Genomic DNA, 24,998 nt, shown 5'->3' with positions numbered 1-24,998 from the left:
CTCCTGCCGGTACGGCTCATGTGGCAAGAGGGTGAGTTGACCCGAGCTCGGATCCAGCTCGTACTGCCCGTACCGGCGGTGACGGTAGGTGCCGCCGTCCGCCATGTACGTATCGAGTCTGAGGGCCTCCCAGTTTCGTGCGAAGCGCGCCCAGTCGGCGGGGCTGACCTTGATGATCTGGGAGAGCTCCTCCGCGGGCAGGAGATGACCGCCATGGGTGGAGAGCGCCTGCACGGTGGCTGCGACGTCAGGGGTCACAGCGGTGGTGTCGGACACGGTAATGCCTTTCGGTCAGGGGGTCAGACAAGGGGAGGCAGGGGCGCGCTGTACGGGGCGGCTTCGAGGGCTATGGACTGCGCCTCCCACCTCTCCCTGTCACGGAGATAGCGGGGCCGGGGTGCGACGATGGCGCGCGTTTCCCCACCCCCCACATGTAGCTGCCAGGTGACCGATCCGGTCGTCTGCCCGGCGCAGGTGTCGATGAACTGCTGTGCCGCGAGACGGAGTTCTCCAAACCAACGGCCTTCGAGCGCTTCGCGTACCCAGATCTGCTCCAGATGCTGCTTCTCGCGCATCAGCTCGGCATCCAGGCATGCGGTCTCGACATGCCGGTAGGACCCCAGCAGCAACCAGGCTGCGGGCATCTCGCGGATCTCAAGTACCTTCTCGCCGTGGTCCAGGTGCTCAAGGCCGGAGTACCGGCCAAGCCCGTACTGGCCGACGTTGTCATTGAGTCCAGCGATCAGTTCCACCAAGGGAAGCCGCTCTCCGTCGACGGCGACTGGACGCCCTGCCTCGAAGGACACGGTAAGGCTGCGTGGAGCGGCCTGGGTGTCCAGGGCGCTCCAGCGGTACATGCTGTCCGGGACGGCGTGTACCTCGGGGTCATCGAGGATTCCGGACTCGAACTCGCGGCACCATAGGTTTGAGTCGCCGCTGACCACACGCCCGTCCAGGAGGTCAACGCCGGCGGCCTGGAGTGCGCGAAGCTTGTCCTCGCGGTCGACCGGGTCGAGGTCGTATGGACTGCCGTACAAGCCCTGATAGCCCAGCAGGCTCAGGGCGCCGTTGAGCCTGCGCAGCGTGTTCTGGGAGCGGTTGGCGGTGTGGATGATCGCTTGGGCTCCGAGGGTCGCGGCGAGTTCGACCGCTGACTGCGCGATGAGGGGCCGGCTCAGGGTCGAGCTGACCGGGTGAACTCCCAAGTACACCGCCTGTGCGGCGATTGCGGGGGCAACGAAGGAGGCGGCGAACTCTTGCCGACGGTCAAGGACGTGAAGCTTCACGCCGAGGGCGTCGGCGATCTGCTGCTTGTAGGCGCTCGACTCGTCCTCACCCAGGTCGACACTGACCGCGTGGATGTCTGTCAGGCCCACTTGTCGTAGACGCAACAGGAGGTAGGAGCTGTCGAGGCCACCGCTGAACAGCGTCACGATCGGAACAGCCGGGTCTATCCCGCTCTCGATCTGATGGAACGAACGGATGGGAGGTATATGCATGTAGTCCGCCATAGGCAAGCGATTATTCGTTGTTTTATCGGCGATTACTACGGGGACCCCCCGGGTGGGCCGCTACCGCGACCGTCGCCGCCGGCCAGTCCTTGCCGGACCGCGGCGGTGTCGGGTCGCCGGGGAAGGCCGGACACGCACCCGCGGTAAAGACATGTCGGACGGGCACGGGCGGGTTGCTCAGCCCGGGTGAGCTGGGCCGATGGCCGCCAGGCCCTCGCCACGGTGAGGAGCGGCGCAGGGAGTGGCGTAGGGAGTCTGGCGAGGCGTCGACAACGCGCGTTTTCGACGCCTCGCGGGTGTGCTGTCGCGGACTTTCTTCACGGTTTCAAGGGCCGTTCGGCGCGGCGTTCGGCGCCGCGCCGAACGGGTCCGCCGCGCGCCGGTCCGGGGGCCCGCCTCGCTGCGCTCGGCACCCCGGCCGGGCGCGTCGGCCGTTCGGAGCGCCGGCGGGTCGGCGGGTCGGCGGGAGCGGCGGGGCCAATCGGGAGTGCCGGGGCCAACAACGAGCGCCAGGCGCACGGGGAGCGCAGGTTGCCTGACGGGTTGCCCGGTGTGTGCAGTGGGTGCACGCCGCGGGGCATGCGCGCAGGCGCGCGTAGGGCTGTGCACGGGCGGGGTCGTGCACAGCGCCTGCACACCGGTTGCCCGCGGTGCACGGGTCGCGGTGCACCGGCGGCGGCGGGGGTCTGTCGGCCGGCACGCCCCAGGGGCGCACCGGATCGGACCCGGGCGGGCCGCGGTGGCCGCCGGCCGGTGGCCGTTGTGGGGTCTGATAATCCCGGTGCATCCCAGGCCCCAGCACCAGGCGAGCATGATCCGATGCAATCGCATTGCCGCTGTTCTGCCATCACTACAACGGTTCTGTGATGGCACAGTGACGGCGTTCTGTGAGCCTGTCGGTGATCCTGCGGGCGGCGGCATGGCGCCGGGGTGAGCAGGTAGGGGCATCATCCGAGACGTGGACAACCGGGACGGCGTCGTCGAGGACAACATGGAACTCTGGACGGCAGGGCAAGTCACCTGCGAGACCTGCCGCCAGGTCCTGGTGGTCGCGTGGTGGCGCCCCGACGACACCGGCGCCGCGCCGCTGGCCGCCCGCCATTACCACGAGACCGTCATGCGGGTGGTGACCTCCACGGGGATACGCCAGACGATCCGGATGCCTGCTCTGCGAGCCGAGGCCGAGACCCACGTCGAGCTGGAGGCGGGCCCCTGCTCCCCTGCTCCCCTGCTCCCCTGCACTCCGCGCAGACCGTGCACCCGCCGTCTGGCGGTGTCGTGTCCCAGAGCGCGACCGTCCCGCCCGGTGGTCATGTGGAGCAGCACGTCACCCTGCGCCCAGACTGGCCTGATGGCGAGAAAACGCCCCCGGACTGACGGCACTGTGCCATCAACGTGATGGCACTCCGATGGCGCTTCGGAGCCTGGTGCTGGTCCTGGTTCTCACCGTGCGACACCATCGGATCGCCATCGACGCGATGGCCCACCGATGGCGCATGACCGTCACCGTGATGGCACAGCGACGGCACGGAGGAGACGCATGGCCCGAACCATCGCGATCGCGAACCAGAAAGGCGGAGTCGGGAAGACCTCGACGACCGTCAACCTGGGCGCAGCCCTGGCCGAGGCCGGCGTGCCGGTCCTCGCGATCGATCTGGACGCCCAACGCAATGCCACCGACTGGCTGCGAGCCGAGGAGAACGACGGCCTCTACGACCTGCTCACCGCGGCCCCGGACGCACCGACACTGACCGACCTCGCCGTCCCGACCGAGGTGGACGGGCTGTCCATCGTGCCGGCCACGCGGTACCTCGCCGGGGTGGAACGCGCGATGGCCCGGGAGCCGGTCGGAGCCGAGACCGTGCTCCGCCAGGCTCTGGCCGCCGTGCCTCCCGGCCGGTGGGACGTGATCCTGCTCGACTGCCCGCCGTCACTCGGTCTGATCTCCATCTCGGCGCTGGTCGCGGCCGGCGAGGTCCTGGTCCCCACCGAGGCGGGGATCCACGCGGTCAAGGGCCTCGCCGCCCTGCTCGAAACCGTCGACAAGGTCAGGGCCAGCCTCAACCCCGGCCTGACCGAGGTGATGGTGCTCCCCGTCCGCGTGGACCGCACCCGCATCGCACGGCAGCTCATCGACACCCTGCACAGCCAACTGGGGGAGCAGGTCCTGACCACCGTGATCCGAGACAACGTCCGCCTGCGCGAGGCACCCGGCCACCGCCGACCGGTCACGCTCTCCGCACCGACCTCCCCAGTCGCTGAGGACTACCGTGCCCTCGCCGTCGAGCTTCGCCGACGTGCCGGACGGCCCGCGTCATGACCTCGAAGGCTGGCGTTCCCGACAGCGCCCTGAACGACCTGTTCCACCCGCCGTCTCGGCGGCCAACACCGCCGGCACCCACCCCCCGGGTTCAGCCCGACGAGACACCCGGCGAGGCAGAGAAGAGAGGCGAGCGCACCGAGCAGCCGCCCGCCGTCACCGCGCCATCACTGCGAGGGCAGAGTGATGGCACAGCGACGTCACCGCGACGGCGCACCCCTCCGGGCCGGCACAAGCTCACGACCTACCTCCCCCAGCAGCTCTACGACTGGATCGCCGCCGAGGTCGGTGCAGCCCAGGACGACGGCCATCCCGCCTCCATCGCCGACGTCGTCCGCTACGCCCTCGAATACGTCCGGGCCGACCCGGAACAGGCCGCCGACCTCCGCCGCATCCTCCGCAGCCGTTGACCCCTGATGGTGATGTGCCATCACCATGACGGTGCTGTGATGGCAGGGTGCCATCGAATGACGCAGCCCTCGGGATCGATAGATCGCCTGGTTCGGAGGCGGCGGAGAACGTCCAGTCAGCCATCGTGCCTGATCAAAGTGAAGCCGATCATTTCTCGACGATCTCAGGCCCTGACCCGGTCTGCTCGCCGGCGGGTCGTTGGAAAAGAGCGCCGCTACCCCGATGTGGAAGGGTGAGCGTCCTGACGTGGATCCACCCCTGGTCGGTGTAGTACCGGTGTAGATCGGTGTTCGAGGCCCAGGCATCGAGCCTGAGCCAGCGCACTCCCGCCGCAGCCGCACGCCGCGACGCCCAATCGAGTACAGCGACGCCCAGATGGCGGCCGGCAGCCACCCGGTCTACCACCAAGCGGTGAAGGTAGAGGGCGTCTCCGGGAACGTCGTTCTCGTCCCAGAACTCAGGATCGGCGTTGCGATCAACTGTGACGGTCGCGATCGGCTGGCCGACCGCATCGTCGACGAGCCACAGTTCCCCGGCAGCAGCGCTGCCCTCAATCCTGTCTACCCGCGGCGAGTATTGCCACTGGTCCGAGCCGCGCATCGCCAGCCAGGCCGTTGCGCCCGCCACGAGGTCCAGAACCACAGGGACGTCAGCCAGACCCGCGCGACGGATCCGGTAGGTCACGTGGACGACTCGTTGTCAGGGGGAACCTGGCCGTCCTCAATGAGGACCTCGTGACGGTCTCCCGGCAGGACGTTCTCTACTGCCCGGACTGGAATCCCCTCCGCCGTGTAGCCGGTGAGGTAGTGGACGGTGACAGGCGTGCCAGGGCTGAGCTGGAGCCGATGCCGCTCGCTGGGGGTCGGCATTCTGGAGATCAGATGATGACGTAGCCCGACCTGGCGGTGCCCCAGCTCGGCCAAGACTCTGTTCGCACCCCGGGCGATGTCGTGCGGCAGCACGATCTCACTGCCCTGCACGATCGACAGCGGGTAGTAGCTGTTGTTGATGTTGAACGGTTCGCCGTCGATCGACCTGACACGACGTCGTACGGCGGCTGTCTCGCCAGCGTTGAGACGCAGTCGTGTGGCGATCTCTCGCGGCGGCACGACGATCGACACGTCGATGGTCTGCGAGGGGGTCCGCCCCTCCTCCGCTACGGACCGGTGGAATCTGTCCATGGCGGGCGCCCCGTCGGTGACCAGTAGCTCCTGCTGAGGCCGATAGGTCATGTGCCGTCGCCGCCGGACGAAGTAGCCTCGCGGCCGGTCCGACACGACCAGGCCCTCGTTCACCAGGACGGCCAGCGCCTGGCGGACGGTCCCGCGAGTCACGCCGTACCGCTCCACCAGCTCAGCCTCGGTAGGCAGCCGTCCGTCCGGCCCGATGTCATCGCCGCTGATCGCGTCACGGAGTTCATCGGCGATCTGCTGGTACACGGGCCGCGAGGTGCGGCGTAGGGCGCTCACAGCATCCTGCCTATCTGCTGACGGCTGAGTTTGTCCAGACAATCTAGCCCGACCCCCTTGACCCTGTGGCGCGACAGTGCCACTCTCGGCACTGTCGCCATTGTCCAGACCATCTAGATGGGATGGACGGAGGGGGCAACGCAAGCGGCCCTGGCTGGTGTTCGAGCACCAGCCAGGGCCAGATCCGAACCCCCGATACGACCGGAGGTCCAGACCCATGGGCAATCCTGCCCCAACCCCATCCGTCGCTACCTCGGCCCACGCGGTCCCGTCGTGGCGGCACACCGCCGCGTGCGCTGACCCCGAGGTGGACCCTGAGATCTTTTTCCCCGAGGGCACCACCGGCCCGGCGGAGCGTCAGGCCGCCGAGGCGCGGACGGTGTGCGCCGGATGCCCGGTCCGCACGCCCTGCCTCCGTGAAGGCCTGGTCGAGCCGGACGGTGTTCGTGCCGGTTTGGACGAGGTCGAGCGTGACCCGCTGGCCCGGGCGCACAGCGCCTACCTGCGCGAGGTCGCCACGACCGATGAGCTGGTGCGGGAGGCCGTCCCGGCCGACGGCCGGCTGCGTGCGGCGAGTGTCGCGCTGGCGGCGGAGGGGGACGCGGTCGCCGCGGCGGACGCGGAGACCGCGACGGCCGACGCGCTGGCCGAGCTGGGGCTGGCGCCGCCGGCGCGGATGCGCCGCCTCGCGCAGCGTCTCCTGGACATCGCCGTCAAGATCGCCGCGACCCCCGTCCCCGCTGCTGTGTCGGCGGTGGCGTGATGAGCGTGCTGTTGGAGCTGCTGGCCGCGGGTGTGGCCGGTGCGGGTGTGGCGGTGCCGCTGACCCTGGGGGTCGCCCGCCGGCGGGCGACCGAGTACGTCGTGATGCCGCCGATCTGGGCCGGGGAGCGCGGGCAGGGAACGACGCCGGCGTCCGAGCCGACGCCGATGATCCCGCCCGTCCCCGTGCTCGTGCCGGTGCCGACACCGGCGTCTACGGCTGTGCGGGCCTCCGCTGTTCCGGTTCCCGCGCCGGTGACGGTGCCGGCCGGGGCGGCTGGAGTCGGTGGGGATCTGTACCCCGCCGCGCGGGCGGCGGTCGCGGCCGCCGGGTCGACCAGCCAGGCTGTGGCGGCGCTGCAGGAGCTGGGCGCCGCGCACGACGCGCCGCTCGACCACGGCTCGGCGTTCCTGCTCGCGATGGTCATTCAGGAGCAGCAGCCCCCGCCCCCGCAGGTGGCCGAGGCCGATCTCCCGATGTCCGTGGGCGTCATGGCGCTGGCCCTGTCGTCCGGTGCGATGGCGCTGGTCACGGCCGGATCCCCGATGGCGCGTGATGCCGTCCAGCGGGATCTCGGCCTGACCGCCGCCGAGGCGGCGACCGCGGTGCGGCTGCTGCAGGAGCGGGGGGCGGCGTCATGACCGCGGACCTGGCGCAGCTGGAGACGACGCGGGTGGAGGCCACCTGCGGTCGGGTTGTGGCGTGGGATCTGCTGATTGTCCTGGCCCGTGCGGCGGGGGTGGACCGGGCGGTCCCGCCGCCTGCCGACCCGGGCGGCGGCGAGATCAGCCGGTTGGAGGTCACCGGTACCTCGTGGGCCGGGATGCTCGCGCAGCTGGTCGTGGAGCCGTCGGACGCCGGTGGTGTGGTCGCGGTGCTGACCAGCATCGGCGGGGAGCCGGACAACGTGGCGCATCTGCACGACGTGGTGCTCGATGCGGCCGCCGCATGGTTGGACGGCCGTCCCGTGGTGTGGCGGTGGACGTCGGACCGGTGCGCCCCGCACTCGTGGCACTGCGGCTGGGGGCTGGCCGCCGGCACCCATCACCCGGCGCCGGCATCGGCGCCGGTGGCGGCGTGGCGGCGGTGGACGGCGCTGGCGGTGGACTGGCCGGCGCACGTCGTCACGGTCGTGCTGACGACGCTGGCCGGTTGGGGGGGTGCTGCTGCACCCGTTCGGCCGGATGGGCGCGGGCTGGGTCGCGGATCTGCTGTGGCAGGCCGGTAGGCCGGTGCACGCCGCGGTGCTGCTCGCTGGCGCGGTGCTGGCACGGCGGCCGCGGACATCACGGTCGCGGTGCTGGACCCGGTCGAGCCGGAGCAGCCGGCCCGCTGGCCGGACCGCTGGTGGGCCCGCCTCGCGGTCGCCTCGCGGTCGCCGTGCGGGAGCTGGCCCCGGTGCTGCTGCTCGGCACCGCCGTGGTGCTGCTGGGTGGGGGGTGGCTGGCATGACCAGCACCGCGCACACCTGCAACGACGGCACGGGTCCGCGCTGGGGGCGGCGGACGGCGGGCTGCCCGCGGTGCGACGAGCTCGCGGCCGGCGCGCAGCCGATCCGGTGGGCTCCGCCGCGCCGTGCGCGGGCCGTGGCCGATGACGCCCGCCGGGTCGCGGAGATCCGCGCCCACGACTGCGCCGTGTCCGGCTGCAGCGTGGTCTGCACCTTCGGGGAGTGGTGACGATGAGCTGGGCTGAGGAGCGCAGGCAGAACCGGCTCACCGACGCGGATATCCGCCGGGCGGACGCTGATGCGGACGTAGACCGCGGCATCAAGCTGACGCAGGCCGCCGAGCAGGCGGGAGTCCGCCGCCGTGCGCGGCAGATGAAGGCCCTGCGCGGCGCGGCCGGCTGGCTGGGCGGGCACGCCACCGAGCTGCTGATCTACCCGCTGGCGCTGGTCTGCGCCGGCATGGCGGTGCCGGCGATGGCGCACTATGGGCATGACCTGTATGGCGATGCCACGGGTTACGCCCTGCCGATCGTGACCGAGCTGGGCATGTGGGCGTTCGCGATGGCCGTGCTGTTCGCCCGCCGTGACGACCCGGACCGGCCCACGCCGATGCTCAACGTCGGCATCGCCGCCTCTGCCGCGGTCGGTGGCGGGCTGAACTTCGCCCACGGGCTGGGTCACGGGGTGTCGCACGGGCTCGCGATGGCGATCGTGTCGGTGTTCGGTGTTGGCGCCCACCAGTTGGCCGTCGCCCGCGCGCCGCGGAGTCGGGCGGAGCGGGCGGAGGCGCGCATCGCCCGGCAGGCGGCCCGCCGGGTCACGCGGACCCGGCGGATCGCCGCCCGCACCGCGGTGGTTGACCTGGCCCCCGACGGGTCGGCCCGACTGGTCCACCGGCCGGGGCTGTACGTCCCCGGCCGCCGCCACCTCGACCCGACTACCGTGCCGGGCCTGCCGGTCGACCAGGCCGATCCGACCGACGACTGGGACGCGGCGCTGGCCGACCTGGACGTCGACGGCGGGCCGGTCGAGCCGGGTCTGCGCCTTGACCCGCCTACCGAGGACCCGACCGAGTCGGGTCACCCGACTACCGAGGCCGACCAGCAGGTTTGGCCGGGCGGGTCGGGCCGGGTCGCGGTGCTCGACCCGGACGAGTCGGACCCCGAGTCGGGCGACGACGACCCGGGCCGGCCAGGTCCGGCGCGGCCGATCGACCCGCAGGCACGCCGCAAGCTGCCGGCCGATGAGGCGTTGGACGCCGCCCGCAGACTCGCCCGCAGGACGGGTAAGCGCCTCACCGCCGCGCAGCTCACCAAGGCGCTACAAGTTGGCTCGGACACCGCCCGCAAGCTCCGCGATCAGGTCAACGCCGAGGTGTTCGGCGGCGGTGTGGCGTGAGCGGGCTGCTGCTGGGTCTGGTGGCCGGGCTGACGTGGGCGGTGCTGCCGCCGACGGGCGCGGACCGGGTGTCCGCGGTGCCGGGGGAGCATGCGGCCCGCCCGGCGCTGTGGGTGTACCTGGTGCGTCGGTCCGGTGGCCGGAGCCGGTGGCGGCTGTTGGCCGCGCCGGCGGCGCTGCTGCTGCACGTCGTCGCGGGCCTGGCCTGGACGACGGCGCTGGTCGTCCGCGCGGCCGACCTGGCGATCGAATGGACGGCCCGTCGTGTCGATCTGTGGGTCGACCCCGATTCCTGACCGGTTTTCGATTCCCGTTCCCTGATTCATTCCCAGAGAGGCAAGCCGATGCGACGGATTGACGAGCTTTCCGACATTGATCTGTATGAGGCGGAGGGGGTCCACCGGTACTGCACGGAGCTGCGGCAGATCTACCGGGACCTCGCCGGCGAGCTCGAGTTCGGGGCGGAGGCGCTGCGGGTGGCGCTGGGCACGGCCGGCGGGATGCTCGGCTGGGCCCGCGTGGACCAGAAGGCGCGTGCCCGCCGGGCGACCGCGCCGCTGCGCCGGGCGGGGGACTCCGCGGCGTTCGCCGCCGTGCAGGTCGTGAAAGCCGGACAGCTTTTCCGGGTGATGTACACCGAGCCGTTCGAGGGCAACCACACCCCGGCAAAGAAGTTCAAGTTCTGATTCTGATTCTGACCCGCATTTTCCGGCATTTTTCGTGCACGTTTTTGGATGAGAGGAGATGACGATGAGCGGACGCCGACGCTCGGCCGGTAGCGAGATCACTCGTGTGCCCGGTCAGGCACTGGAGGGGGCGGACCGGGGGCTGGCGTCCGCGACGGCGGACCTGGCCGCCGGCTGGGTGCGCTACACCCCGCCGTGGATCGCCGCCGGCACGCTGCCGGTGCTGGCCGAGTCCTGCCACCTGCTGTGGGGCGGGACAGGGGCGGCGCCGTGGGCCGCGGCTGGGATGGCCCTGGCGACGGCGGGGCTGACCAGGCTGACCTGGCGGGTGTCCCACGCCCGCCAGCTGATCGGCCGGATCCACGTCAGCCTCAACACCGCCCTGTCGCTGGGCTGGGTGACGGTCGCGACGATCACCGGGCTGCACCGGCCGGTGACCGACATCTGGCTGCTCGGCGGGGCCGCGGCCGCGTTCGCGTGGAACCTGCGCACCGCCCTGCACGGCACCCGGGAGGACGACGACCGGCTGCGGTCCTGGTGGCGGACGCGGGCGGAGAAGGCATCCTTGCCCGGATCGCAGATGGCGACCCTGGAGGTCGGGGAGGACCGCGGCCGCGGCCGCCTGGAGCTCGCCGACGGGCAGACCGTCAACGACGCCATCGCGCACCGCGAGGTCGTCGCCGCGATGGCCGGCGTGCCCGCGTCCGGGGTGCGCATCCAGCCCGACCCGCACGACGCTAGCGTCGCCGAGGTGACGTTCGTGCGCCGGGACATGCTGCGGGAGATCCGCCCCTACACCGGCCCCTCCCACGTCGGCGGGCTGCCCACGGACCCGCATGAGATCGGGACGTACGAGGACGGCGAGCGTCTGGAGATCACCCTCGCCGCGGTGCGCGGCGACGCCGAGCGCGGCATCGAGGACAAGAACTCGTACCACCTGGGCATTGGCGGCAAGAACGGCGCCGGGAAGTCCGGGCCGGTGCTGATCGTGGCGGGGGACTGGCTGTGCCGCCACGAGGCGCTGGTCATCGTCATCGACACGGTGAAGCGGGAGCAGACCTGGGGCAGCGTCCAGGACCTGCTCACCCTCTTCGTCGCCGAGAAGCGGCAGGCGAAGGCGCTGATCCACGCGGTGCTCACCCGTCTGGTCCCCGCCATCGCCAAGTACCTGGGTGAGCGGGGCTACAGCCAGTGGGAGCCCGGCTGCGGCATCCCCGCGATCTTCTTTGTGATCGAAGAGGCGTTCGACCTGCCGGACGAGTCGATGCGCGAGCTCGTCCAGATCCTCCAGCGGGTCCGCTCACTGGGCATCAACCTGTCGATCTTCGGTCAGCGGTGGACGTTCGACAACATCCCCACCAGCGCCAGGTCCGAGATCGTGCCGATCCAGTTCGGGTGCGCGGCGGGCGACGCGGGCTACCTGCTCGGCGAGCTCGCCGACCGCGGTGGCGACATCGCCGAACAGTGGGGCGCGAACCATCCCGGCCGCGCCCTGGCCGCCCTGCCCGGCATCCCCGAAGAGCGCCACCTCATCCCGCTGCGGGTCGACAAGACGCCCCCGCAGACCCTCGGCCCCCTCGTCCGCCCCCACTACGTCCACACCGAGATGCCGCAGCTGTTCATCGACGCGTTCGGCGAGGTGTGGACCAGCCGGCCCGTGTGGCCGGCACCCGGCACCACCGCACCCCAGCAGGAGGGATGGACCCCACCCATGACCGACACCAGCCCCGCCGACGACGACCTGGACGACGACGCCCCGCTCGACCTCATGACCGACCTCGGCCTGGAGGCCGACGAGGACCCCGACGTCCAGCCTGGCCCCGACGACGAGGTGCCCCCGCTCGGTGGCTTCAACTTCGCCCCGCCGCCGCGGCCGCGCCCCGACTCTGCCGTCGTCCGCCAGGCCGTCGTGGACCTCATCCGCGCGTGGGGGCCCGGCACCGTGTTCCGCCCGGCGGACATCGCCCGGGCGCTGCCCGAGCACGCCGCCCGCAGCCGCTCCACGATCAGCCGCCTGCTGGTCACCCTGCTCGACGACGGCGTCCTGGAGGACGGCGGCCGCGAGGGCGAGTACCGCATGCCCACCACCGCGGCCGGACATGCAGCGTCACCTACCCGCGGGTAGCTGTGCACGGTGTGCAGGCCGTGCAAGGCGTGCATGACCCGCCTTAACGCGCGGCCGCGCGTGACCCGAAGGGGTGTGCGCACCGTGCGCACGGTGCGCACACCCCCACCCCGAACCTCACCCAAAGTCACCAAAACGAGAGGAGATGATCATGAAAGCGAGAGTCACCGCGAGCCAGAAATTCGGCCCGCTGCGGCTGCGCCGGTCCCGCACCGGCGCCGTCGCCCTGATCCTGCGCCTGGGCCCGGTCAGCTGGACCTGGCCGCTGCACATCCCCCACCGGAGCACCGCCGGCGAGCGCCGCGCCGCCGAGACCCGCGCGGCGCAGCGCGCCGCCGGCCGGCGCCTGGCCCTCGCCGAGGCCGCCGTCGCCGGGCTCATCGTCGGCGCCATCGCGGGGGCGGCCTGGCCGTGGCTCGCCTTCGCCGGCGCCGTCGCGATCCTCGCCGGCGCGAGCTGGGCGCACCGCCGGCACACCCTGCCCCAGCCGGACGCGGACGACTGAGACGCCCGGCCGCATCAACCCCACCCACCACCCGAGAGGACACCCCGATGACCGCTCCCACCATCCCGGCCGCGCCCACCGTGACGATCGGCACCGACCCCACCGGCGCGCCCGTCACGATCCCCACCGGCGGGATCCTCATCACCGGCGACAACGGCACCGGCAAGACGGTGCTCGCGACCCGGATCGCCGCCGCCCGCACCACCCGACCCCACGCCAGCGTGCTGTGGGCCGTCCACGACTGGGCCGTCCACGCTGCCGCCAGCGGCTGGACCCACCCGCTGGCCGAACTCGCCGACTGGAGCGCAGGCCGCAGGCCACAGGCCGCCCGGATGCTCGACACCGCCCACAGCGTCGTCCGCGCCTCCCGCCACACCCCCGACACCGCCCGGCTCCTGCTCGCCGTCGACGCCGAGTACCTGCTGCCTGAGGGCTGGACCGACCACGCCGCACCCCTGGCCACCGCCGGCCACGGCCACGGCCACGGCCTGGACCTGCTCCTGATCACCGACCGGCACGGTCTGCTGCACCTGCCCGATGCCCTGGGCCGCGAGATCCCGACCCGGATCTCGTTCCGCCAGACCGACCCGCGCGCCGCCGCCCGGGCCGCCGACCTGCTCGGCCTGGACAGCCCCGACGCCCTGCGGGACCTGCCGCACGTCGGCGCCGCCTACGTCCGCTACCCCGGCGCCGACCCCGTCCTGGTCACCATCCCCGCCTGACCACACCTCGCCACATCCGAGTCCAGCACGAACACGAGAGAGGACACAGCCATGGCACGCAACATCGCGAGCGGCAACGGACAACGTCCCGGTGCAGGTCGGCCGCGTCCTGGGCCGCAGCCGCAGCGCGCAGGACGACGCCACCCCGCCGCCGGCCAGCACCGGCCAGGACGACGCGCCCACCACGAACACGAACATCCGCAGCGGCAACGCCCGCGTGGGCCGGCAGGCCGACGTGATCGACGGCGGCCTGACCATCCGTCTCTAACCCACCCCATGCCTAACCACCACGACCGAGAGGACCTGATATGACCGAGACCACCCGGTTGACCGCCGACGTGGTCGCGCTGTCCGACCGCGGCGGCGTGCCGCACGTGCTGCTGATCCGCCGCGGCTGGCCGCCCTACACCGGGATGTGGGCGCTGCCCGGCGGCCACATCGACGCCGGCGAGACGGCCGAGGACGCGGCCCGCCGGGAGCTGGCGGAGGAGACCGGGCTGCACGCCGAGGACCTGACCCTGGTCGGCGTCTGGGCCGACCCGGGCCGCGACCCGCGCGGCCGCTACGCGAGCTGGGTCTACCGGACCCACCTCTACGACCTGCCGACGCCGACCGCCGGCGATGACGCCGCCGCGGCCGAGTGGGTCCCGGCCGCGGCGGCGCTGGCCGAGGGCCTGGCGTTCGACCACTCGGCGATCCTGCGCGCCGCGCTCGTCCCCCAGGCTGTCCTGACCGAGCTGACCGAGCTGACCGAGCTGACCGGGGTGCTCGACGAGATCGACCACCCCGGCGACATCAACATCTCCGACGTCGACGCCCGTCTGTTCGGCACGGCCGTCGACGCCGACGGCACCGAGATCGCCTGGACCGCCACGATCACCGTCACCCCGACCCGCTGACCTCCGCCGCGGCCCCCTGCCGCACTCCATCCACCAGACCCACCAGTACGACCACGAGAGAGGACACACCATGATCCGCATCAGCATGACGGTCCTGCGGGACCTCGCCCTCACCGCCGGCGCCCTCGGCGTCGCCGCGATGGCTGCCCAGGAGCTGGACCGGCTCACCCGCCCGGGCGCCGCCGAGCTGCCCCCGACCCGCCACGGCTGGCTGCGCACCCTGGACGGGATGTCCGGGGACCGGGCCCGCCGGCTGCGCCCCGCGACCGACGTGGAGGCGGCGGCGTCCGCCGCGTCGCGGGCCGCCGGAGACGGCGGATGGATCGCCCTCGCCGGATCCCGGATCCTGCCGCTGACCGACCCGCAGGTCCTCGCTCGCGCCGGCCAGTACTCCGCGACCGAGCGGATCGAGGTCGCCTACGTCGACGCCGACGGCCAGGCCGCCGAGCTCGCCCGCGGACTGTCCGCCGCCGCGGTCGAGGTGGTCCGCCAGCACCGGGCGGCGGCCGCGGCCTGGGTCGCCCGTGTGCTGGACCCCACCCCGGCCGACGCCATCGCCGCCGGCGAGCTGCTCGACGAGGACGACGCGCTGCTCGACGAGGACGAGACCGGCCTCGTCCAGGGCGACGACGTCGACGGGTCGGACGACGGGACGGACCACACCGACGTCCCCGCCGGCGAGACCTCCGCGGACTACGCCGACAGCAGCATCTGAGTACGCCCCCGGCGCGGCGTCCATGCCTGTCAGCAACCGCCGCGCCGGGGCCCCTCACCCGCTCCAACCAGCAGAGACCAGCAGAGAGAGACGAGAGGCCCCCATCATGACCGCTCCCATTCCGATCCGCACCCTCCCGCCCGCTCCGGCGGGCCGTGTCAGCGACCTCGCCGCCGCGATGGACGAGCTGCGCGCGGAGATCGCCGCTCTCACCGCGGCGCTGCGTACCCTCACCCCCGCGGTGGCCGCGCCCACCGTCCCGTCGGCCGCGGCGCCGCCGGCCCAGCCGCTCCGGTTCGCCGGTGGTCTCACGGTCGACCTCGCCGCCGGCGAGGCGTACCTCGACGGCGTTGCGCTGCGGTTCGCCCGCCGCGAGTACGAGCTGCTCGCCCATCTGGCCTGCCACCCCCGGCGGCTGTTCACCCGGGCTCAGTTCCTGGAGCAGGTCTGGGGCACCCGGTTCCAGGACCCGTCCACCGTCACCGAGCACATCCGCCGGATCCGTACCCGCATCGGCCTGCCGGTGATCACCACGGTCCGCGCCGGCGGCTACCGCTGGGACGCCCGCCCGCTGGAGACGTCCCGGTGACCGCCACCGCCACCTGGACGTGCTGCGGGCACACCGCCACCTACCCGACCGCGCTGACCGCGGCCACCGCGGCGCACCACTGCCGCCCCACCGTCTCGCCCCCCACGCCCGCACCGGTCACGCCGGTCGTCGAGCCGTGGCCCGCGCCCGCGGGGCCGGCTCTCACGGCCACGCCCGCCGAGACGCCCCCTGCGGCGCCGGCACCGGCGCCGACCATGCCGTCCTCCGAGTCGCAGCCGCCGCGCCCCAGGTGGCAGCCCGCGTCGGCCGCGCCGTCCCGCCGGCGGCCCTGGGTCGCTGTCACCGGCGGGACCGCCGCCGGCACCCTCGCCCAGATCGGAGCATGACCATGACCACCGTTACCGACACCCTGGACGACATCGCGGTCACGGCCGTCCTCGTCCTCGCGCTGAGCACGCCCGGCGGCGTCACCGTCCCCGCCGCCGCGGCCGCGCTCGGCCGCGCCGAGGCGTGGGTGCGCTGGCAGGTCGGCGCCGACAGGCCCAGCGACACCATCACGGCCGTCGAGGACCTGCGCACCGGCGCCATCCGCTACCGGTACGCCCACCTGGTCGTCACCGACACCACCCTGATCGCCGGGGCGCTCATGGCTCTGACCGAGCACGGCTGGACCCAGGGCACGCACGAGGACGCGCTCGACCGAGTCGACATCACCGGCGCGCTGCGCCTGGCCGCCGGCGTACATCCCGAGGAGACGCCCGACGACCCGCACATCCTCGACGCGCTGCTCGCCGCCGAGGACCGCCTGGCCGGCGAGCTCGGCCACGGCCCGACCGCCGTCGACGCCGGCGAGACCGTGGCGGCCTGGCAGGACGACCCCACCCGCACCATCGACGAGATCCGCGCGCTGCTGACGACGGCGGCCACCCGATGACCGCCCCGGCCGCCGACGGCCTGGCGCTGCTCGCCGAGCTCGACCGGCAGCACGCCGCTGTGCGGGAGGAGCTCGGCCGGGCCAACGCGACCGCGCTGGGCGTCGCGGGCGCGGCCGCGACGCTCGCCGCGGTCGGCCTGGCCGCCCTGATGGCCGGGGACTGGACGCCGGCCAGTCTGCCCACCGCCGCCCAGGCGGTGTGGTGGACCGCGGTCCTCGCCGCCGCCGGCGGCCTGGCCCTGCTCGGCTCCGCGGTCCTCCCTCGTCTCGCCCCGCGGGAGGCCGGGCCGCCGACGTCGTGGGGGCCGATCGCCGCCTACGACCAGGACGACGACCTGGCACAGGCCCTGACCGCCCAGACCCTCGACCCGACCGCCCGCGTCGCCCATCTACGCGCCCTCGCCCGGATCGCACGCATCAAATGGGCCCGGATCCGCCAGGCGCTACTCGCCTTCGCTGGCGCCGGCGTCCTGCTCACCGCCCTGGCGCTCGGTACGGCGGTCCTGCGATGACCGGGGCCGACGAGCGGGCGCTCTACCGCGACCGCGCGTTCCTGATCGCCGTTCTGGCCGCCGGTTTCGAGACGCACTGGGCCGAGCCGGACCCGGCCGACCCGTACGCCGCCGACTACCGGCTGATCTGCCTGCACACCCCGGCCGGCCAGCTCACCTGGCACATCCACCCCGACGACGCCGGCCTGTTCCCGGCCGACCTGCCGACCCGGCCGTCCGACTGGGACGGCCACACCACCACCGAGAAACAGCACCGGCTCGCCGCACTCGCGCACCCAGGAGGAGTCATGGCAAAGCGTCTGATCAGCAAGGACACCCAGGAAGCGGTGACCATCGCTGGGCCCGTGCTCTCCGACGGGCGGGTGCTCGTCCAGGACGGGGCTGGCTGCATCGCGGTGGTCAACGTCGCGGATCTGGCGGTCGTCGACGGCTCGAGCGACGACGCCGGCCAGGACTCCCGCCGGTAACGACCCGTCCGCCCCCCGTCCCCGACACCAGACAGGCAGATGACAGTCATCACGACGACCCGAGGCCCAGCGGTCCCTGTGGGGAGGCCGGGCCTCGGCATGTCCGACCGTGTCTCTACGGAAACCCACCGCCACGTCATGGGACGGGTGGGTGTGGGGGAGCCGCGTCCGGTATCGGCGGGTCTACGGCGTGGCGGCGTGATCGCCGTCCCCAGGCGCGGTAGGACTGAAGGGCCCGACACGAACGTGTCGGGCCCGGACATGACGAAGGCCGCGCCTGGCAGCGCGGCCTCGTCCAAACTTCGCGGGGCCTGGCTTGATGGCTGGCAGCCCCGCTTTGGTGACCATGACCATTGCAAGGCAACGATCGTGAATCAGGGTAGCAACCGCGCCCCGTCGCGTACACGTCTCCTGCACGTAGCGGCGTGTCGTACCTCCCGGATCGTCCCGTGACGCCCGGGACGGGTCCGTCGCTCGTGGTGGATGTGCGGGCGTGGGGGGCGTCGGGTCAGGCGGTTGCCGGTCGGCCCCGCCGGGACCTGTCCGCCCGGATCGCGGGGCTGCTCGCCGAGGGCGACGTCGATGGTGTCTACGACTCCCGGTCGGCGGTGGCGGCCGCGGTGGCGTTGGGCGCGGTGGCGGCGGGCTGGTCGCGGGAGGACTACGCCGCGGCGTTGCGGTCGGTGGCGCATGTGCCGGGCAGCGCGGGGGAGTGGGTGGAGCGTCCCGCACGCCGGGCCCGGCGCCGGTCCCCGGCGGATCAGGAACGGCGGATCGCGACCACGTGGCGCCGGGCGGTGGAGCGGTGGCATGCCCATCCGCCGGCGGTCGACCGGCCGAGTCTTGGCCTGGAGCTGGCGGAGATCCGCCATGCGATGGATCTGCATCCGGGCATGTGGGGGGGGCAGGCCGGGATGGGGAATCGGGCGGTGATGGAGGCGTTGCTCGGGATCGCCGAGCGGGCGGGCCGGTTGGATCCGACCGCGAGTATCCGTCAGATCGCCGAGCACACCACCGTCACCGACTCCACCGTGGACCGGGCCGTTGATCGTCTGGTCGAGCTCGGCTGGGTGCGCATCAACGCCGGCGCGGGGTTCGTCCTCGCCGGCGAGGAGGCCCCCGACGGCGGTCGTGCGGGGCGGGCGTTGGCCCGCCAGCTGCACCTGCTCATCCCTGCCGCTCTGCCGGCCGGCGTCGACCCGGACACCCTCGCCAACCCGGCGACCGGCGAGCTGCCCGCGCTGCGGCCGACGTCGGCCGGGGTCCACGACGTGTTCACCTGGCGGGGCCTCGGTGGGGTGGCGGGGACGCTCTACGCCCGTCTCGACCCGCGCCAGCCGGTCGCGGTTGGGCTGCTGGCGGCGCGCAGCGGGTTCGCCCGGGGCACGGTGCGCACCCATCTGCGCCGCCTGGCCGAGCATGGCCTCGCCGTTGCCACTGGCGGTGGGTGGGTCCGCGGCGCCGGCGACCTCGACCAGGTCGCCGGCGAGCTCGGCGTGGCCGGCACCCTCGCGCAGCGCGAGGAGCGCCACGAGGTGCAGCGGGCCCGGTACACCGCCTACATGACCATGTTCGCGAACCGTCGGGGCTGGCGCCAGCAGCGGGGGTTGTACCGGCCGGCCGGGCAGCAGCGGCTGGATATGCCGGTGCAGCGGTCCGGGGGGCCGCTGGTCGTGCCGATCCAGGCCGCCTGACCCCCGGTTCAGGGGACAACTCTGCCCCTCGGTGGGTCCCGCACGCCCGCCCACGATTCCCACCGGACACCCAAAACCGTTGCAGCACAGAGCATCTGACCGCGTGAGGCGTGGACGTCGTTGTGGCGGGGCTGGCGGCCGCCGCCGTGGCGGTCGGTCTGGGCCAGCGTCGACCCCGTTCCATCCCGGCGGCCGCGGCCGCCGGTGACGTCTGCGGGCCCGGAAACGACCCCCAGTAGCCCGTCGACGGGCCCCCGACCACCCCGGCGAACATCATCGGTGCAATTTCAGCGGTAGGTGGGGCATTAATTCTCACGCCGGTGACTAGGACCTAGTCGCCCCACCTGCAACCACCCCCGGCGCTGCCGTCGGCGCGGGGGGCAGCGGGGGGCAGCGGACGCCCGCCGGAGCGCTGGCGTACCCCGGACGCGGCCCTCGCCCCCCGGGCGGCACCCGCCCGGCCACGTACCGCGGTCCCCGACGATCCCGCCGGCGCGCCGCGCTCCCCGTCGTCCCGCGACCGGCCGCCTACCCCGACGTGCCCGCAGCTTCCGGTCGGACAGCACACCGCCCACGCCCCGCCGGGTGACCCGGCACGGCACCGCCGGCGGCCAGGATCAGCCGCACCCCGGGCTCCGTCACCACCCACTAAAAGTGATCTTGGCCGGGCGGGCGCGATGATCTTGTTTGTCGGTCGTCAGATGATCGGGGAATCCGGGGTGGGACGCAGATTTCGGCAGGATTGAACGCTAAGGATTGATCTTGGGCTTGTCCGCATCCCGGGTTAGTCAACGACGTTGACGATCATCCACGGCTTTCGATCATGGTGCGGGCGGGGCGGTCGGCCTGGTCGATTTCGGCGTCGAGGGCGCGCCACGCGGTGTGGGCGGCGCGCAGCCGGGCCAGGGCGACGTCGACGCCGGCGGGCAGGGCGGCCGGGTCGGTCGGGGTGCCGGCGATGACGTCGAGGGCGGCGCGCACGGCGGCCGCCGGATCCCACCGGCCCCGGCCGAAATGCTCCCGGGCGTGCTGGTAGCGCCAGCCCTTGCGCGAGCGCAGGGCGCGTTGCAGGTCGTCGTAGCCGTGCGGGCCGCCGCTGTCCTCCGGGGGGCAGGCGCCGCGCCCGGCGGTGCAGCGCGGGTAGCGGACCCGGGGCGCCGGCCGGTGGATCTTCTCGAGCTCGACCTCGTGCAGCCAGTGGTCGCCGAAGCCGTAGACGTAGGCGAGCCGGCCGCCGACCGTGGGCAGCACCGCGGCCAGGGCGACGGTCTCGGCCTCGCCCTGGTGGCCGTACCGGTCCCAGCCGGTCTCGAAGGAGTGCAGGTGGTAGTCCTCCCAGCCCATCACGGCCTGCAGCACCCGGTGCAGATCGGCCAGCGTCGCCCTCGAGGGCACATGGACGCAGCGCCACACCGGCGGCGGCCCGACCTCGAGCAGGGTGACCCGGAGCTGGTGGATGCTCACGGCGATCACCGTAGCCACCGGTACCAGCCCCACCCCCGTGGACCAGTGGTGACCGCGGGGGCCGGATCGGGGGCCGTCACGGTCACCACGTGATGACCGTGCCCGTGGCGCCGGGGCGTCCCGGTCGGGCCACGGGCGGTCCTCTACCGGCGGGGTCCGACCGGGAGGATCATCGCCGTGACCGACATGAGGGGGAGGACCGACGTGGACGAGGACCAGGACCGACCGGCGGGCGTCAGCGCGCAGACGTGTACCGGGTGCGGGGTGCTGCTCGTGCCCGGGACGACGGCGACCGGCGTGGACGAGTGCGCGGACTGCCTGTACGGGCCGCCGATCCCGGCGTGGACGGACGACGACGACGAGATCCCGCCGGCGTGCCGGGGGTGTGGGGACGCGCTGATCCCCGGGGCCACCGCGCTGCCCCCGGGGCATCCCGCCCGTGCGGGGTGGTGCCGGGAGTGCGTCCCCGTGCCGATCGCCGGTGACGTCGCCGCCGGGTACGCGCCGGGTGTCGTGGTCGACGTCGACGACCCGACGTCATAGGGGGGCCGCCGAGATACAGCAGAAAGGGGCAATGGGCCGGGCGATCAGCCGCCGGCGGTGACGTGGGGGCAGATGTCGCGCTGCTGGTAGCCGCCGGGGATGCCGGTGCCGGCGGCGGTCCAGAACGGTTCGGAGTCGTCGAAGTGGCCGCCGAGGGTGTGCCAGGCCAGGCCGGGGTGTTCGGCGCGTAGCGCGGCGAGGCCGGCGGAGGCCAGTCCGCAGCGTTGGTAGCGGGGCAGGGTGAAGGGTTGTTCGACCCAGCCGAGCCGGCAGCGGCGGCAGATCTCGTAGTCGACGGCGAACGCTTCTTCGTCGTCGAGGTTTGCCGCACGCTCACGCCAGCCGATGCGTTCGGCGGACAGGGTGTCCTGCCACGGCGTGCTCAGCTGGAGCACCTCGGGCCTGCCACGGCGTCGGCCGTACCGTCCCTGGCTCAGCCAGCGCACGAGTTCCCGCCAGGGTTCCCGTCCGTAGACGCGTCCGACCTTGTGTGCCTGTCCTGCGAGATGCTGTGCCGCTGCGATGTCGTCGGGTGTCTGGTCTGTGGTCATAGCGCGAGATATTCGCGGATCTTGCCGCGGACGTGGGGGCGTGGGTCGTCCAGGTGCAGGCGGAGGGTGGGGAACTGCTCGGCGATCTGCAGCGGGGTCAGGGGTGTGGTGAGGGGGGCGTCGGCGTAGCCGCGGTCGTCGTCGTGCCAGCTGCCGGCCGGGTCGATGGCGCGGATGCGGGTGATGATGCCGTCGACGACGTAGACGAAGCCCTTGACGTGGGGCCGGCGGGCGGGGGCGATCGGCCACCATTTCCGGTCGGCGTCGAGCTGGACCTTTTCGTTCTGCCCGGTCTCGCCGTAGCGGCGGTTGGTGTCGGGGTCGATCTTGCCGGGGCGGGTGTTGCGGTAGACGATCAGGACGCAGTCGCGGCCGTCCTTGTGCGCGGGGAGGTGGCGGTACATCGTCGAGCGTTGCACCCCGAACGTCCCGGCGATCTCGTCGACGGTGTGCTCGCCGGTGTCGTACATGTGCTGGGCCTGGTCGAGCTGGCGCTGGCTCAGCTTCGGTCGACGGCCGCCGACCCGCCCACGGGCGCGGGCGGAGGCGAGGCCTTCGAGGGTGCCCTCGACGATGGCTTCCCGGTCGAACTCGGCGAGCGCGGCCATCATGCGGAAGAACAGCCGGCCGATCGGGGTGCCGGTGTCGATGCCCTGCTCGAGCACGACGAAGTCGACCTGGTGGGTGTCGAACCAGACGGACAGGTCGAGCAGGTGCTGGTGGTTGCGGCCGATGCGCCGCAGCCGGGTGACCACGACCTGGTCGCCGGGGGCCAGGCGGTCGAGCAGCTCGTCGAGCGCGGGCCGGGAGGCGAGTTTCCCGGAGATCTTCTCGATGACGATGTTCTCCGCCGTGATGCCGGCGGTGGCCAGCGCGTCGTACTGGGATTCGGGGTTCTGCTCGCGGGTGGAGACCCGGGCGTAGCCGTAGCGGGTCATCGCGACGTCCGGGCGGGCAGGCGGGCGTCGGAACGCGAGACAGCCACGATGAGTCTCCTAAGCTGGCGCCGACGTTTGACGGACATTACCGATAGGTCCGGCAGAGGCGCCTTCACGATGCTTGCGCAGTTCCCGGTAGAGCGTGGAGCGGCTGACGCCGAGTTCTGCGGCGACTTGTTCGGGGATCGCGCCGTCCTTGATCCGTTGGGCGGCTCCGGCGCGGGTGGTCGCGTTGAGCTTCGCGGGCCGTCCGGTCGGCAATCCGCGGGCTTCCTTGGCGGCGCGGGCGCCGGCGGCACGCTCCAGCATGTAGATCCGTTCCATCTGCGCGAACATCGCCAGCAGCGCGATGGCCATGTCCGTCCCGGGGCCAGGCGCGCTGGTGTCCACAGCAAGTTTATCGCCGAGCGTGCGCAGGAAGACACCGCGCTCGGTGAGGTCGTGCACGAGGTTCAGGGTCTCGCGCATGTTCCGGCCGAGCCGGTCCAGGGTGAGCACGTTGATCCGGTCGCCTGGCCGCGCGAAGCCGAGTAGCGCGGTCAGGCCCTCGCGGTCCATGTTCGCGCCGGTGCGCTTGTCGACGTAGATGTGTTCCTCGGCAATACCGGCGTCGCGAAGCGCATCGATCTGCCGGTCGAGGTCCTGAGCGGTCGTACTGACGCGGGCATAGGCAAGATCCATCCGCCCACAGTGTCAGAACTTGACGCTGTGGCGCGGGTTTTGACCAAGACTTATGACACTGAGTTCTGACACTGGCCGACCTGCGGAAACGTGGTCACGGTTCAACGGTCCTGCCCCTGTGTCACATCCATGCTTGTGACACAGGCGGGCAAGGCGGCAGTCCGGAGGTTCCGGCTCAGGAAGCTCCGAGTGCTGTCCGCCCTTCCGTCGTCACGGCGTCGTGGGTCGGTTTGGTGCCAGGGGGGCGGGCTGGTCCCGGCGTGGCCGACTGCTCGGCAGCTCGGCGGCCCCAGAAGCTACCGATCAGGATAAGTGTGGCGCCGAAGTATCCCAAGAACCCGGGTTGGTCTCCGCCGAAGGCAATACCCACGACTGCGGCCCACAGCGGTTCGGTGCCCAGGAGCAAGCTGACTCGGGAGGGCGAGGTCCGCCGTACTGCCCATAGCTGAACGAAGAAGGCGAAGAGGGTGCACATGAGGGACAGATAGAGCACGTTGAGCCACTGCGCGCCGGTGAGTGTGCTGGCGAGGTGCCAAGGTGTGGTCCCGACAAACGGTGACAGCAGCGAGAAGACTATGACCGCTGTACTCAGCTGCATGAAGGTCAGGGCACCGTCATCTGTCGACCGCACGGCAGGAAGTCTGTGGATGACCAGGACGTTGGCGGTGCGTGCGAGTGCGGCGAGGAGCATCAGCAGGTCGCCGAGTGAGGGCGTGGTGAAGCCGGCGCCTTGGGTGAGCATGACGACGCCGAGCACGGATAGGGTCGCCGCGGCGAGGAAGGCCCGACTGGGCAGGGCACGACTGAGTCCGCTTTCGGCGAGCGGGGTGAAGATCAGGGTGAGGCTGATGATCAGCCCTGCGTTGGTTGCCGAGGTGTGGACGACGCCGTAAGTCTCCAGCAGGAAGATGGCGGTGAGGATGAGGCCCAGGATGAGCCCGCCGCTCAGCTCGCGTGGGGTCAGGCCGCGAATTTTGCGGCGGGCCGCGATGCCGAGCAGGGGGATGGCGAGGAGGAACCGCAGCAGGAGGATGGCGATGACGGTGGCACCACTGGTGATCTCTTTGGTTGCCAGATAACTGGAGCCCCAGACCACGGCGATCATCAGCACGGGTGCATCGATCAGCCACGCTCTGCGGGAACTGGGCTGAGTAGACATGGCATTCCCTGAGGTGAGAAGGCGTGGTGAGTTGCGGCCGATCGTGTGCCAGATCGGCCGCAACTTACCGTAGGGGGATCAGCGAGCGGTGTAGGCGATCACCAGGACGTCGCGGTGGGCGGGGGCGCCACTGTCGAGGGGGTGGATCGGGGTCACCGAGTGCAGGGTGCGCTGGTCGTCGCCGAGCAGGAGGTCTCCAGGCTCGGCGAGGGTGGTGGTCAGCAGGTGTTCGCCGTCATTGCTGTAGACCGAGCTCTCGCCGCCTGTGACGTTGAGCCGGTTGATGAGCAGGGAGGTGATGAAGGTGACGCCATCGCGGTGACGTCCCTCCGGCGCGGGCTGTCCTGCCTCGGCGCCAGCGGTGATCCGATAGGGGTGGAGCTTGATGTTCCACCGCTGAGTGCCGTCGACAGCGCTGAAGGTCCTGCCGAGGGTGACCAGCAGCTCGTGCAGCAGGGGGTCATTGACGAAGGCGCCGGTGAGAGGCTCGAAGAGCCGGTCGACACCGCCGTTCAGCGCGTTGATGTGGCT

At 72.2% G+C, this 24,998-nt stretch carries 32 protein-coding genes; 22 read left to right on the top strand and 10 right to left on the bottom strand.

Going from position 1 to position 24,998, the window contains the following annotated elements:
• Positions 1-276, bottom strand: a 276-nt coding sequence (locus G6R24_RS06545; protein ID WP_163548263.1) for a 2OG-Fe dioxygenase family protein, incomplete at its 3' end; no start/stop codon positions are given.
• 23 nt (positions 277-299) lie between these two features.
• Positions 300-1,511 carry an argininosuccinate synthase-related protein gene (locus tag G6R24_RS06540; RefSeq protein WP_217465682.1) on the bottom strand — a complete coding sequence of 404 codons (1,212 nt, stop codon included), beginning with the start codon at positions 1,509-1,511 and terminating at the stop codon, positions 300-302.
• 1,540 nt (positions 1,512-3,051) lie between these two features.
• Between G6R24_RS06540 and G6R24_RS06535 the strand changes: the two genes are divergently transcribed.
• Both G6R24_RS06535 and G6R24_RS06530 read left to right on the top strand, forming a co-directional pair.
• Positions 3,052-3,831 carry a ParA family protein gene (locus tag G6R24_RS06535; protein ID WP_163548262.1) on the top strand — a complete coding sequence of 260 codons (780 nt, stop codon included), beginning with the start codon at positions 3,052-3,054 and terminating at the stop codon, positions 3,829-3,831.
• Positions 3,828-4,241, top strand: a complete 414-nt coding sequence (locus G6R24_RS06530) for a hypothetical protein (RefSeq protein ID WP_163548261.1) — start codon at positions 3,828-3,830, stop codon at positions 4,239-4,241. The genes G6R24_RS06535 and G6R24_RS06530 overlap by 4 nt, the downstream gene beginning before the upstream one ends.
• Positions 4,242-4,389: 148 nt before the next feature.
• Here the strand turns inward: G6R24_RS06530 and G6R24_RS06525 are convergent, their stop codons facing one another.
• Both G6R24_RS06525 and G6R24_RS06520 read right to left on the bottom strand, forming a co-directional pair.
• Positions 4,390-4,926, bottom strand: a complete 537-nt coding sequence (locus G6R24_RS06525; protein WP_163548260.1) for a GNAT family N-acetyltransferase — start codon at positions 4,924-4,926, stop codon at positions 4,390-4,392.
• Positions 4,923-5,711: a GntR family transcriptional regulator gene (locus G6R24_RS06520; RefSeq protein WP_163548259.1), complete on the bottom strand. Its 789-nt coding sequence runs from the start codon at positions 5,709-5,711 to the stop codon at positions 4,923-4,925. Before G6R24_RS06520 ends, G6R24_RS06525 begins: the two co-directional genes overlap by 4 nt.
• A 217-nt stretch (positions 5,712-5,928) precedes the next feature.
• Between G6R24_RS06520 and G6R24_RS23965 the strand changes: the two genes are divergently transcribed.
• The 19 genes from G6R24_RS23965 (at position 5,929) to G6R24_RS06430 (ending at position 19,131) form a co-directional block, all read left to right on the top strand.
• The gene (locus G6R24_RS23965; RefSeq protein WP_163548258.1) at positions 5,929-6,474 is read left to right on the top strand and encodes a WhiB family transcriptional regulator; all 546 of its coding nucleotides are present in this window, start codon (positions 5,929-5,931) and stop codon (positions 6,472-6,474) included.
• Complete coding sequence (locus G6R24_RS06510; RefSeq protein WP_163548257.1) at positions 6,474-7,115, top strand: hypothetical protein; 642 nt, start codon at positions 6,474-6,476, stop codon at positions 7,113-7,115. The genes G6R24_RS23965 and G6R24_RS06510 overlap by 1 nt, the downstream gene beginning before the upstream one ends.
• Positions 7,112-7,702, top strand: coding sequence for a hypothetical protein (locus G6R24_RS06505; RefSeq protein WP_163548256.1), 591 nt, complete (start codon positions 7,112-7,114; stop codon positions 7,700-7,702). The genes G6R24_RS06510 and G6R24_RS06505 overlap by 4 nt, the downstream gene beginning before the upstream one ends.
• 220 nt (positions 7,703-7,922) lie before the next feature.
• Positions 7,923-8,153, top strand: coding sequence for a hypothetical protein (locus tag G6R24_RS06500; RefSeq protein ID WP_136446609.1), 231 nt, complete (start codon positions 7,923-7,925; stop codon positions 8,151-8,153).
• A gap of 2 nt (positions 8,154-8,155) precedes the next feature.
• Positions 8,156-9,322, top strand: a complete 1,167-nt coding sequence (locus G6R24_RS06495; protein ID WP_163548255.1) for a hypothetical protein — start codon at positions 8,156-8,158, stop codon at positions 9,320-9,322.
• A complete protein-coding gene (locus G6R24_RS06490; protein ID WP_136446607.1) occupies positions 9,319-9,618 on the top strand; it encodes a hypothetical protein in 300 nt (99 codons plus the stop codon). The genes G6R24_RS06495 and G6R24_RS06490 overlap by 4 nt, the downstream gene beginning before the upstream one ends.
• A gap of 48 nt (positions 9,619-9,666) precedes the next feature.
• Positions 9,667-10,008, top strand: coding sequence for a hypothetical protein (locus G6R24_RS06485; protein WP_163548254.1), 342 nt, complete (start codon positions 9,667-9,669; stop codon positions 10,006-10,008).
• A gap of 64 nt (positions 10,009-10,072) precedes the next feature.
• Positions 10,073-12,133 carry a hypothetical protein gene (locus G6R24_RS06480; protein ID WP_163548253.1) on the top strand — a complete coding sequence of 687 codons (2,061 nt, stop codon included), beginning with the start codon at positions 10,073-10,075 and terminating at the stop codon, positions 12,131-12,133.
• Between the two features lie 151 nt (positions 12,134-12,284).
• A complete protein-coding gene (locus tag G6R24_RS06475) occupies positions 12,285-12,638 on the top strand; it encodes a hypothetical protein (RefSeq protein ID WP_163548252.1) in 354 nt (117 codons plus the stop codon).
• A 47-nt stretch (positions 12,639-12,685) separates the two neighbouring features.
• Positions 12,686-13,360: a hypothetical protein gene (locus G6R24_RS06470; RefSeq protein WP_163548251.1), complete on the top strand. Its 675-nt coding sequence runs from the start codon at positions 12,686-12,688 to the stop codon at positions 13,358-13,360.
• 91 nt (positions 13,361-13,451) lie between these two features.
• Entirely contained in the window at positions 13,452-13,628 is a 177-nt protein-coding gene (locus tag G6R24_RS21590; RefSeq protein ID WP_175084432.1) for a hypothetical protein, read from the top strand.
• Positions 13,629-13,668: 40 nt separating this feature from the next.
• Positions 13,669-14,259 carry an NUDIX domain-containing protein gene (locus G6R24_RS06465; protein ID WP_163548250.1) on the top strand — a complete coding sequence of 197 codons (591 nt, stop codon included), beginning with the start codon at positions 13,669-13,671 and terminating at the stop codon, positions 14,257-14,259.
• A 70-nt stretch (positions 14,260-14,329) separates the two neighbouring features.
• Positions 14,330-14,974, top strand: coding sequence for a hypothetical protein (locus G6R24_RS06460; RefSeq protein WP_163548249.1), 645 nt, complete (start codon positions 14,330-14,332; stop codon positions 14,972-14,974).
• A gap of 106 nt (positions 14,975-15,080) precedes the next feature.
• Entirely contained in the window at positions 15,081-15,563 is a 483-nt protein-coding gene (locus G6R24_RS06455; protein WP_225438189.1) for a winged helix-turn-helix domain-containing protein, read from the top strand.
• A complete protein-coding gene (locus tag G6R24_RS06450; protein ID WP_163548247.1) occupies positions 15,560-15,910 on the top strand; it encodes a hypothetical protein in 351 nt (116 codons plus the stop codon). Before G6R24_RS06455 ends, G6R24_RS06450 begins: the two co-directional genes overlap by 4 nt.
• Positions 15,911-15,912: 2 nt before the next feature.
• Complete coding sequence (locus G6R24_RS06445; protein ID WP_136447684.1) at positions 15,913-16,458, top strand: DUF6197 family protein; 546 nt, start codon at positions 15,913-15,915, stop codon at positions 16,456-16,458.
• Entirely contained in the window at positions 16,455-16,970 is a 516-nt protein-coding gene (locus tag G6R24_RS06440) for a Pycsar system effector family protein (protein WP_163548246.1), read from the top strand. Before G6R24_RS06445 ends, G6R24_RS06440 begins: the two co-directional genes overlap by 4 nt.
• A complete protein-coding gene (locus tag G6R24_RS06435; RefSeq protein ID WP_163548245.1) occupies positions 16,967-17,437 on the top strand; it encodes a WDGH domain-containing protein in 471 nt (156 codons plus the stop codon). Before G6R24_RS06440 ends, G6R24_RS06435 begins: the two co-directional genes overlap by 4 nt.
• 449 nt (positions 17,438-17,886) lie before the next feature.
• Positions 17,887-19,131 carry a MarR family transcriptional regulator gene (locus G6R24_RS06430; RefSeq protein WP_225438188.1) on the top strand — a complete coding sequence of 415 codons (1,245 nt, stop codon included), beginning with the start codon at positions 17,887-17,889 and terminating at the stop codon, positions 19,129-19,131.
• A gap of 804 nt (positions 19,132-19,935) precedes the next feature.
• Here G6R24_RS06430 and G6R24_RS06425 read toward each other — a convergent pair.
• A complete protein-coding gene (locus G6R24_RS06425) occupies positions 19,936-20,595 on the bottom strand; it encodes a plasmid pRiA4b ORF-3 family protein (protein ID WP_163548244.1) in 660 nt (219 codons plus the stop codon).
• 204 nt (positions 20,596-20,799) lie between these two features.
• Between G6R24_RS06425 and G6R24_RS06420 the strand changes: the two genes are divergently transcribed.
• Complete coding sequence (locus G6R24_RS06420) at positions 20,800-21,138, top strand: hypothetical protein (protein ID WP_163548243.1); 339 nt, start codon at positions 20,800-20,802, stop codon at positions 21,136-21,138.
• Positions 21,139-21,182: 44 nt separating this feature from the next.
• Here the strand turns inward: G6R24_RS06420 and G6R24_RS21965 are convergent, their stop codons facing one another.
• From G6R24_RS21965 to G6R24_RS06395, 5 genes are all read right to left on the bottom strand, one after another.
• Entirely contained in the window at positions 21,183-21,689 is a 507-nt protein-coding gene (locus tag G6R24_RS21965; protein ID WP_205447363.1) for a hypothetical protein, read from the bottom strand.
• Positions 21,686-22,627: a recombinase family protein gene (locus G6R24_RS06410; protein ID WP_163548242.1), complete on the bottom strand. Its 942-nt coding sequence runs from the start codon at positions 22,625-22,627 to the stop codon at positions 21,686-21,688. Before G6R24_RS06410 ends, G6R24_RS21965 begins: the two co-directional genes overlap by 4 nt.
• A 57-nt stretch (positions 22,628-22,684) precedes the next feature.
• Complete coding sequence (locus G6R24_RS06405) at positions 22,685-23,308, bottom strand: recombinase family protein (RefSeq protein WP_163548241.1); 624 nt, start codon at positions 23,306-23,308, stop codon at positions 22,685-22,687.
• Positions 23,309-23,483: 175 nt separating this feature from the next.
• Complete coding sequence (locus tag G6R24_RS06400) at positions 23,484-24,413, bottom strand: DMT family transporter (protein ID WP_225438190.1); 930 nt, start codon at positions 24,411-24,413, stop codon at positions 23,484-23,486.
• Positions 24,414-24,545: 132 nt separating this feature from the next.
• Positions 24,546-24,998, bottom strand: a 453-nt coding sequence (locus G6R24_RS06395; RefSeq protein WP_163548239.1) for a 2OG-Fe dioxygenase family protein, incomplete at its 5' end; no start/stop codon positions are given.

It is taken from the genome of Candidatus Frankia nodulisporulans, from assembly GCF_902806475.1.
Lineage (GTDB): Bacteria > Actinomycetota > Actinomycetes > Frankiales > Frankiaceae > Frankia > Frankia umida.
The sequence above is the reverse complement of the archived record's forward strand: the minus strand, read 5'-3'. Positions and strand labels throughout refer to the sequence as shown.